9 protein-coding genes are annotated in these 9,658 nt (G+C 55.3%); 5 read left to right on the forward strand and 4 right to left on the reverse strand.

Features of this window, described 5'->3' with window-relative positions:
- Positions 1–32: 32 nt before the first annotated feature.
- From QGH09_09530 to QGH09_09545, 4 genes are read right to left on the reverse strand one after another with little or no spacing between them, the layout of a single operon-like run.
- A complete protein-coding gene (locus QGH09_09530; protein ID HJO18424.1) occupies positions 33–1,160 on the reverse strand; it encodes a DegT/DnrJ/EryC1/StrS family aminotransferase in 1,128 nt (375 codons plus the stop codon).
- Positions 1,150–2,160 (reverse strand): NAD-dependent epimerase/dehydratase family protein, encoded by a 1,011-nt coding sequence (locus QGH09_09535; protein ID HJO18425.1) that lies wholly within the window; start codon positions 2,158–2,160, stop codon positions 1,150–1,152. Before QGH09_09535 ends, QGH09_09530 begins: the two co-directional genes overlap by 11 nt.
- A complete protein-coding gene (locus QGH09_09540) occupies positions 2,157–2,945 on the reverse strand; it encodes a glycosyltransferase family 2 protein (GenBank protein HJO18426.1) in 789 nt (262 codons plus the stop codon). Before QGH09_09540 ends, QGH09_09535 begins: the two co-directional genes overlap by 4 nt.
- Positions 2,942–3,694 carry a class I SAM-dependent methyltransferase gene (locus QGH09_09545; protein ID HJO18427.1) on the reverse strand — a complete coding sequence of 251 codons (753 nt, stop codon included), beginning with the start codon at positions 3,692–3,694 and terminating at the stop codon, positions 2,942–2,944. Before QGH09_09545 ends, QGH09_09540 begins: the two co-directional genes overlap by 4 nt.
- A gap of 84 nt (positions 3,695–3,778) precedes the next feature.
- On the opposite strand from QGH09_09545, the gene QGH09_09550 reads away from it, so the two are divergent.
- The 5 genes from QGH09_09550 to QGH09_09570 form a co-directional block, all read left to right on the forward strand.
- The gene (locus tag QGH09_09550; GenBank protein HJO18428.1) at positions 3,779–5,221 is read left to right on the forward strand and encodes a hypothetical protein; all 1,443 of its coding nucleotides are present in this window, start codon (positions 3,779–3,781) and stop codon (positions 5,219–5,221) included.
- A 50-nt stretch (positions 5,222–5,271) separates the two neighbouring features.
- Complete coding sequence (locus tag QGH09_09555; GenBank protein HJO18429.1) at positions 5,272–6,492, forward strand: glycosyltransferase family 4 protein; 1,221 nt, start codon at positions 5,272–5,274, stop codon at positions 6,490–6,492.
- A 128-nt stretch (positions 6,493–6,620) separates the two neighbouring features.
- On the forward strand, positions 6,621–7,571 hold the full coding sequence (locus tag QGH09_09560; protein ID HJO18430.1) for a methyltransferase domain-containing protein: 951 nt from the start codon (positions 6,621–6,623) through the stop codon (positions 7,569–7,571).
- The gene (locus QGH09_09565) at positions 7,571–8,710 is read left to right on the forward strand and encodes a glycosyltransferase family 4 protein (protein ID HJO18431.1); all 1,140 of its coding nucleotides are present in this window, start codon (positions 7,571–7,573) and stop codon (positions 8,708–8,710) included. Before QGH09_09560 ends, QGH09_09565 begins: the two co-directional genes overlap by 1 nt.
- Before the next feature lie 145 nt (positions 8,711–8,855).
- A partial coding sequence (locus QGH09_09570; protein HJO18432.1) for a tetratricopeptide repeat protein occupies positions 8,856–9,658 on the forward strand: 803 nt, incomplete at its 3' end.

Here is a 9,658-nt window from a genome sequence, read left to right on the forward strand (position 1 = left end):
TCTGTGTGACTGGGCGCCTAGGGCGACGTTCGTTAGTCCGGGCATGATGGCTTGAATTGATTGACCGCATCGCAGACGCGGTTGACCGATTCATCCGTGAGGCTAGGATGGAGCGGGAGTGAGAGGAGTTGGTGGCAGGCCGCATCGGCGACCGGGCATTCAGAGGGTGTGAACCGAGAAAAAGCTGGTTGCCGGGGCACCGGTGTTGGGTAATGCACGAGCGTGCCAATGCCGAGGTTCCGCAGATAGGTCCGAAGGGTGTCGCGCCGAGTCGACAGTACTGGAAACAGGTGGTAGACGTGTCCGGCATCGAGTTCAGGTGGAATGGCGACGGATGCTTCTATGAGACCGTGTCGATAAGCGGTCGCGATAACTCGCCGGCGTTCCGTTCGTTCGGCCAAGTGTGGTAGACGAGTTCGAAGGATAGCGGCCTGGAGTTCATCAAGCCGCGAATTGACACCGGTCTCGGTGTGCAGGTACTTAGCAGTCTGGCCACCATCTCTTAGGGCTGCCACGCGGTTCGCGAGTGGACTGCTGTTCGTACACATGGCGCCGCCGTCACCCAGTGCACCGAGATTCTTTGTTGGGTAAAAGCTGAACGCTGCTGCTTCCCCGAATGTGCCAACCGGCTGACCACCACAGGTGGCCATGTGTGCTTGGCAGCAGTCCTCAACGACCACTAGATCATGACGCGCCGCAACCGCCATTAATGCTGGCATGTCGGCACTCTGACCATAGAGATGCACCGGTACAATCGCGGCGGTTTTCGAACTGACTGCGTCGGCCACCGCCGAGGGTGACAGAGTCATGCGGTCTGCATCGATGTCAGCGAAGACCGGTTTTGCTCCGGTCATTACGATCGCCAGTGCTGTGAATGCCGCTGTCAGCGGTGTCGTAATAACCTCGTCGCCAGGCCCAACGCCGAGGCCCCTCAAGGCTAAGGCCAGTGCGTCTGTTCCACTGCCGACGCCGACGCAATGAGTACTGCCTGTCGCGCCGGCAAATTCCGTTTCGAAAGCTTCCATCTCTTGGCCTAATTCAAAGATACCGCGGTGCAGAACACGATCGATCGCAACGCGCACCGCACCGATGTCGTCGGGAACTAGTTGGAGAAAAGGAAGCTCCGGCAGTACGTTGACGCTGGACGATTTATGAGACATCGCTTACGTAGTGTGCCAGATGATTTTGATAGAACGCCACGGTTCTGGCCAATCCCACGTCTAGGGAGGTCATTGGCCGCCATCCCACCGTCCGTGTAAGTTTTGAGCAATCCGCGTAGAAATCTCCTATATCGATCGCTTTCTTCTTTAGCGGCCATTCCACATGTCGCACCCGTCCGGTTCCTGCCACTTCTAGGAGCTTCGTTGCGAGATCTCGAAGATTGATTGCTTCGGAACCACCGACATTGTAAACGCCGCCGTTACACTCTTCGGACGTTCCTGCTCGGAGAAAGGCATCGACCGCATCATCGACAAACACGAAATCTCTGATTTGCGATCCGTCACCATAGATCTCGATTTCACGATCTTCAACTGCCAATCGAATAAACCAGCCGATGAAGCCCTGACGATTGTGCTTTATCAGTTGCCGCGGCCCGTATACGTTCGTCAATCGCAGTGAGCAACTTCGAACACCGAAAACGTCGTTGTAGACGAGATGGTAATACTCACCGGCTGCCTTATTAATGCCGTTCACGTCCACTGGTCGCACGAGATGGTCTTCTGTGACCGGTAAGCTATCGGGCTGACCGTAAACTTGGCGTGTTCCAGCGAAGACGATCTTTGCGGCGGGATTATGTTTCCGGCACGCTTCTAACAACGACAGTTGACTTCGGCAATTAATTTCGAGATCGGTGTAAGGGTCATTCATGCTGTCGATATGACTCACCTGTCCGGCAAGGTTGAAGATCACATCTTTGTCGAGGACCAATTTGTCGATGGCACTGTTATCTCTGACATCCGACCTGTTCACGGCCACGCGATCTTCGATACCGAAGATATTAAAAAGATTGCCTCCATAGTCGGGAATAAGAGAATCGATGATGGAAACATCGGCGCCAAGGTCGACGAGTCGTCTTGCGAGATTACTCCCAATGAATCCGAGCCCACCCGTGATCAACACGCGACAATCACGATAGGACTCTCCATGGACCCGTGTCATTCTGGATCCTTTACGCGTGAGGAGAGGGGAGTTGAAGACCTCGAGGCTACGATTTGTTCACGCCGCCAGACGAGTGCGAGCCAGAGTTTAAAGACATCCGTAACAGTGCGGAGAATCCGCCGGACGTTAAAGAATTGCGAGCGTCCGTACGCGCGGTGGTAGTGATGCACAGGAACCTCAGTTACTAGTACACCGACATCTTTTACCTTCTTCATGAGCTCGAGGCAGATGACACCGCTGTTCTTTTCAAGTGTGATCTGATCAAAGATACGGCGACGCATCAACCGGAAGTCACAATCAACGTCTCTGAGGCGAAGCCCGAACAGGGTCTTTACAAGATAGTGATACAGACGTCCAATGATGATCCGATGCAAGGGATCGGATCGGCTAATCTTGTAGCCGTTAACGAAGTCGACCTCCGGTGTGAGATGCTGCCAAAGCCTTGTCATTTCTCGGGGATCGTATTGCGCGTCCCCGTCGGTATAGAAGATGACATCCTTGGTGGCGGATGCGAAGCCTGTGCGTAGTGCGGCACCGTATCCTCCGTTTCGCGGATGGTGGATCACGCGAAGCCTAGGATAAAGCTGTTCCAGCTCCTCGAGGACGTCTCGGGTCGAGTCAGTACTGCCGTCGTTTACAACGATGATTTCGTAGTCCGTTGTTAGTTTTTGCGCCGTGGCAACGGCGGCTATGACCATGCTTCCGATGGTGCCACCGTCGTTGTACGCGGGAAAGAAAACGCTGAGACTGGCCTGTGGTTCAGACGGCTGAGGATGGGGCGTCATTCGGCGGCTGGCTTCCTAGCCAGACAGAGTATCGAACTTCCTATAGGAAGATCTATCAGACGCAATATTCCCGCTTCAGCCATGAGGATCAGCGAAAGCAATCCATTCAATGGTGCAGGCGGCATTCGAAAGTCGCTTTGCGTTCCTGACTTCGTTGCCAGACTGCGTACGCGCTGCAACAGTCTAACTACGAGCATTGGTAATAAGATCGAAGCGTTCGTGTGGGTGATTCTCTCGACCCGAAAGCCCGCCCGCTCAAGTCCTGAACCAAGGCGATTACGTGAGTACCGGCGACGCTCTCCGACGAAGCGCGAATGATTCCCTGTGAGCATGCTCATGGCCGGAACATTGACAATTATTGCACCTCCCGGGCGCACGAGACGATACATCTCATTAATGGCAGCCTGCTCCCTTCCATCTTCAAGGCAGTACAAGACGTCGAAGGAGGTTGCCACATCGAAGCTATCATCGGGGAAAGGTGCTTGTGTGGCTGAGGCGCACGCGACTCGGTTGTGCCCCGCTTCTAGAGCGAAAGTGATGCCGGTCCAAGTAAGATCGAAGCCGAACGTAAGGCCATATTCTCGAAGGATCGTCAAATTTGCACCCGTACCGCAACCACAGTCGAGAATACGAGGCCGGGAAACGCCTTTTGTAGCTTCTGTAAGGAAGGGCTTAACAAACAGACGAAAGCCGCGATACCAGAAATGCCTTCGCTCCGCCTGGTGTGTCGCTCTTAGTAAATCGTCCACCTCATAGAGATTCTAGCCTTTCTTGTGCCCTCGTAGCCGATGTGGGATCGGATGGATTTGGTATAGTGCGGCCGATCGATTGCGATGGAGATAACGCGCCGCCTACGGCTTCTGAACGATGAGTTGACGAGTCGAGTGGGAGTAGGCCTTCTTCTCATTCTGGTCTTCCTGCTCTCGTTGCCAGCTGTTACCACCCGCCTCTACTCGGCCGATGAGATCGAGTATTTTGCCTTTCTTCGCTCTTTGTGGTTTGACCAAGACCTGTCGTTTGAAAACGAGTATCAGTATTTCTATGACCGAGGGATCGCCCACGCGTACGGCTTTCACGAAACCTTCCTTGAACTCCGCACCGAAACTGGCCTTCGGTATAACTTCGGCACGATCGGCTGTGCCATTCTATGGGCCCCAGCCTATGCAGTTGGGCATATGGTGGCGCTTACAATGCGGTGGCTTGGGTCTGAGGTGTTAGCCGACGGGTTTTCCCAGCCCTACTTGTCGGCAGTGGCATACGGTTCGGCCGTCTACGCCTTCCTTGCGGTTGTTATTTCCGTGGCAGTAGCACGACGTTTGGTGGGCGGCGGCATTACCACTGGGCTCTTGATGTGGTTGGGCACACCTTTATTGTTCTACACATACATCGCGCCGGGGATGTCGCATGCATGCTCAGCGTTTATGGTGGCGGTGTTCGTTCTGGTTTGGCTGCGCGTCCGACGAGCTTGGTCCCTGCAGGGGCTCGCAGTACTTGGTGCTGTGACGGCACTCATGGCGATGGTTCGAGAGCAAGATTTGCTACTGGTGATTGGGCCGATTGCAGATTTCATTTGGACCGCCATCACCAGAATTCGCATTTCTAGTGATCGAATCAGATCGGCGCAACAGTGGTTTACCGCTTCCATCGTTGGCAGTTTCGTGTTTGCGATCGTCTACAGTCCGCAGGTGATCAGTTACATCGTATTAAATGGCCGGCTTGGTCCTTCAAATGTGACTACCGGAAAAATGAATTGGTTGGCGCCCCACGCACTGCAGGTACTGTTCTCTCTGGAGCACGGCTTGTTCTTGTGGACACCTCTCTTGTTCGTAGCGTCTGGTGGCCTGCTTTGGCTGGCGTGGTCAGGATGCGGTGGGTCAGCCGACCGAGCCGACATGCGGCGGATTGGATTGCTTCTGTGTCTGATGGTGCTGACTCAAGTCTACGTGACAGGCAGCGTTGAGTCATGGACGTCAGCCGGTGCGTTCGGTCAGCGTCGCTTTGTCGGACTAACCGTTGTGTGGGTCTTGGGACTGGCAACACTGTTCAAGGTCACACGTGCTGGGACTCGTCGCCTCCTGTGGGGTGTTTGTGCACTGAGCGTGTGGTGGAATCTCGGTCTGATAGCGCAGTTTGGTGCTGGCATAATGGATCGGCAGCGGCTGGAGTTAGCTCGGAATGCTCACGGAACCTTTATCGAGGTTCCCCGTCGGTTACCGGAGCTCGCGTATCGTTACGCCTTTGATCGGCAATCGTTCTACGCTCCCAAGACGCCGTGAAGAGGTGCGCTCGCGATGTAGGTCGGCTTCGCTAGGATTCTGGGATTAGTGTGCGGTTACTGTATCTCTCGGACATCCGTTTTCCACTTGAGCGCGCGAATGGCGTCCAGACGATGGAGACCTGTGCTGCGATGGCTCGTCGTGGACACAAGATCAACCTGGGGGTGAGACCGGACACGAAGAGTCCTCCCCGTGACCCATTTGCTTATTACGGGTTTCCACCACTTTCTGGCCTCAAAATTCGACGAGCACCGGCTCTTGGCACGATGTGGCTTAGACGAGTTCAATATCTTGTACAAGTTCTTGTCTGGATTAGTGAGTTCAGAAGGGGTGGTGTGGTCTTCACTCGCGACCTCGGCGTTGCCTCACTAATATTGCAGTTCTCCCGGAAGCTTCGCCCGCCGTTAATTTACGAGTCGCATTGCTTTGCACCCACTGAGGCTGCCCAGCGATCACAAGCACTATCGACAGCACGGGTCGTGTCTCCGAGGAAGCAGAGACGCCTCATGCGGCGGGAAGGACGTGTGTGGTGTGGTGCTGACGGATACATTGTAACTACGACCGGGAATCTAGCTGAGCTTGAAAGACGATTCGGAAAAAGGTTGCGGGTGGCGGTGATTCCAAACGGAACACGCCTTCAACCGGACCGGAAATTTGAAACTCTTCATCCTATACCGCCGCTCTGTGTGGTCTACGCTGGACATCTCTACCCTTGGAAGGGTGTGGACGTGCTGCTGCAGGCACTTGTCAAACTCGAGGGCGTGAACGCAACAATAATTGGAGGCGATGCAGCCGAGCCGGACTTTCAACGCCTCCAGGATACCAGTCGAAGTATTGGGCTTGGCTCACGAGTGGAGTTTGTGGGCATGGTTGAGCCTTCGAGGGTGAGTGGATTGCTAGCCAAGGGTGATGTTCTGGTCTTGCCGAACGTAGGCGCTGAACCTACTGTTAACCATACCTCCCCACTCAAATTGTTCGAGTATATGGCTGCTGGCAAACCGATTGTTGCATCGAATTTACCCTCCATTCGTGAAGTGTTGCGAGATGGTGAGAATGCTGTACTCGTTGAACCAGGTAGCCCAACGGCGCTTACCAGCGGACTTCGCCGGGTGCTTGAGGATCGGAAGTTGGCAGAGCGGATTGGAAGGCGGGCTTTTGATGAGGTTGCTGAATACAGCTGGGATTGTCGAGCGGAGCGTGTAGAGGCTCTGCTGAATGAAGTTATGAGTGGTGTTCAGTTAGACGATTCTCAACGGGCGAGTCCGATGTGATTTCCAGGAACTTGCTCTCTCTTGTACGATGTCCGGACTGCCGAGGCTCTCTTTTCGGACAATCTGAGAATCTTCTGTGTTCTAGCTGTGGGCGCGCATTTCCGAGCGCGTCACCGGACTTTCTTGACTTGAGGCCGACCCGAGAGTTCGCGGACACCACGGTATACCAAGACGAGGCGCTACACGCTGATGCTCGCTATGACATTGCTAGTACACCGGTACTGTCAGCAAGACTTCGCCAGGATCTTTTACGAAAGTTTCTTAAGATCACGCCGCGCGACCGTCTGATCGATCTCGGGTGTGGAAATGGACGGTCGCTCTTGTGGAATCGAGAATTGGGCGCGTGGAGTGTAGGTGTTGATGTGAGTTCATTTTTTTCATCGGAGGTTCGTCAAGTCGCGGATCTAGTAGTCAGTGATCTCAGATGTTTGCCACTAGCGAATGCTAGCTTCACGAAAGCGGTTTCGTTAGATGTGTTAGAGCATCTTTCACGAGACGATCTATCGCTGATGCTTAGTGAAACCGCACGCGTATTATCGGTCGGAGGACAGTTCTTTGTATACAGTCACGTAATGACCAATTCATCCTTAGCATTTGGTTTGCGTGTCATCAATACGTTCGCGCGTTTTCTTGAGCGGGTGGGCGTGCTCGACCTAGCTCACGAACGCCTTCGCAAATCCGACCATCGCAATCCCCTTGCAGATCTCGACGACTTACATCGAATGCTTCGTAAGCACCGGTTACACGTCATTAAGATTCGTTACTACACGCCCCTCATCGGTGCGTTCATCGAAAACATATTGGTTCGGGTTGGTGAACAGTTCTTGCGTCGAAGAGCAAAACGTCGGTCGGACGGTCAAGACACAGCTCGACCGGGAGAGTTGGATCGTGTTGTTCGGACTGAGGCGAGGGCTTGGATTGAGAAGCGTGGTGTGATCTACCACAGCTTGCGGTTGGTGACTTGGTTGATGAAGCTTGATCTCCTGTTGTTTGGCCGTATCAAGAGCGGTCCTTTCTTTGCACTGATCGAACGAATGCCTGATCCCAATCCTAGTTCGCCAGGGATTCTCGCTGAGTGATGCGCATCCTGTATCTAGCGATTGATCAGAGAGTTCCGGGGACAACTGGCGGTCCTGTTCACGTTGCCCAGGTGGTGACTGGGCTTGCAGCACTCGGGCACGAAGTGCATGTCGCGATTACCCCGGGAAAGGAGACGCTTCCGGACAGTCCAGTGCATTGGCATTTCATACGGCCTCCGTTGGGCTGGCGTCAGCTTCGATGGATGCGGCTTCGGCGTGTTGAGGCCCTTGCACGAAAGCTTAGGGCTGACGTTGTTATCGAACGGTATTACAACTTCGGTGGGGAAGGTGTATGGGCAGCCGCACGAACAGGTGCTCTGGCTGTATTGGAGGTCAACGCGCCCATTATTGATCATCCTGGATCCCTTAAACGGTGGATCGATCGTGCTCTCGTCTTTGAGCCAATGCGGCGATGGCGAGAATGGCAGTGTCGTCACACTAATCTATTTGTCACGCCTAGTACCAGTATCCTGCCCCAATGGGTTGAGCCGCACCGGGTAATCAGGCTTGAATGGGGTGCCGATACCGCCCGATTCACTCCTGAAGCCCGGGGCGATGTACCGTTTCAGCGTGAGACTGGAGACACGGTCGTCATCTTTGCTGGGGCCTTTCGACCTTGGCATGGCGCTATTCACCTTGTGCGTGCGATTTCGCGTCTGCGCAGTCGTGGAAGGAATGACATCAAGGCGATTTTCGTCGGCGATGGCCCAGAGCTTGGGCGTGTGCGCCGCGCCGCGCGCCGCGTTGAGGGCATAGTGTTTGTGGGTCGATTGTCGCACGGTCGGATGCCGGCTTGCCTTGCCGCCGCCGACATCGGCGTTGCTCCGTTTGATGTTGAGGCCCATGGACCGTTACAGCTGGATTTCTACTGGTCACCATTGAAGGTGTTTGAGTACATGGCTGCAGGACTGCCGGTCATTGTGCCGAATATCGAGCGCCTGAGTAAATTGTGCCGAGATGGTCGTGAAGGTTTCACCTACGCTGCGAACGATGCTGACGGCCTAGCGAATGCAATCGAGCGACTGGCGGATGCGTCAAATCGCGATGAACTCGGCCGCGCCGCTAGAAAGCGTGTGGTCGAAGAGTATGGGTGGGATGTGCACTGCCGGCGGTTGTCAGAGGCACTCTATGAGCGTTAGCCAAGGGTGTCGGCATGCCTTCGTGGCTCTGCTGAGATTGTCCTTAACATAAACATATCGGTTCATGGTTCTAGATACGCCAAGCGGAGTAACAAAGTAGAATTTTATTGGTGAACTACTTCATCGTGGTCGCTGAATGGACGCTATGGCCAGTCGCTACACGTATCTCATCACTATTTTTGTAATCGCTTCTGCGGTGCTGGGCGCAACCTCGTGCGCGCGTGATACGCAATTCAAGGGCACGCGGTCGCAAGGTTCTAGACTGCCGGACCCAGAGCCAGTAGAACTCGCTGAGGCCGATCAAGGAATTACTGATCTGCGAGCACGTGCTGAACAAGGCAACGCGGAAGCACAGCTTGGGCTTGGGGGGATGTATTTTTCCGGGCGGGGGGTGCCGGAAGATGCGGCCGAAGGGGTGCGGTGGTGGCGCCTTGCGGCGGAGCAAGGGCATCTGCCGGCGCAGACCGGACTCGGGGGGCGGTATTACAACGGGCGAGGCGTCGTGCGAGACGAGGCCGAAGCGATACGGTGGTATCGGCTGGCGGCCGAGCAAGGCGATGCGGAGGTGCTGGCCTGGCTCCTCATGACGGCGGAGCAAGGCTCGGCTGAAGCACAAGTGAATCTTGCGGAGATGTATGCCGACGGTCGGGGCGTCATGCCGGACGTCGCCGAAGCGCTGCGGTGGTATTTGCAGGCGGCGGAGCAAGGTGATGCCGCGGCCGCGGCGTGGGTCCACCGGATAGCGGAGCAAGGCAATGTTGAAGCGCAGCTTGGGCTTGGCGGGATGTATTTTTCCGGGCGGGGGGTACCGGAAGATGCGGCCGAGGGGGTCCGGTGGTGGCGCCTTGCGGCGGAGCAAGGCCATCTGCCGGCGCAGACCGGCCTTGGCGGCAGGTACTTTAATGGGCGGGGTGTGGAGCAGGATGTGGCCGAGGCTTTCCGGTGGTA

Source organism: Vicinamibacterales bacterium, from assembly GCA_036012125.1.
Classification (GTDB): domain Bacteria; phylum Acidobacteriota; class Vicinamibacteria; order Vicinamibacterales; family UBA823; genus UBA11600.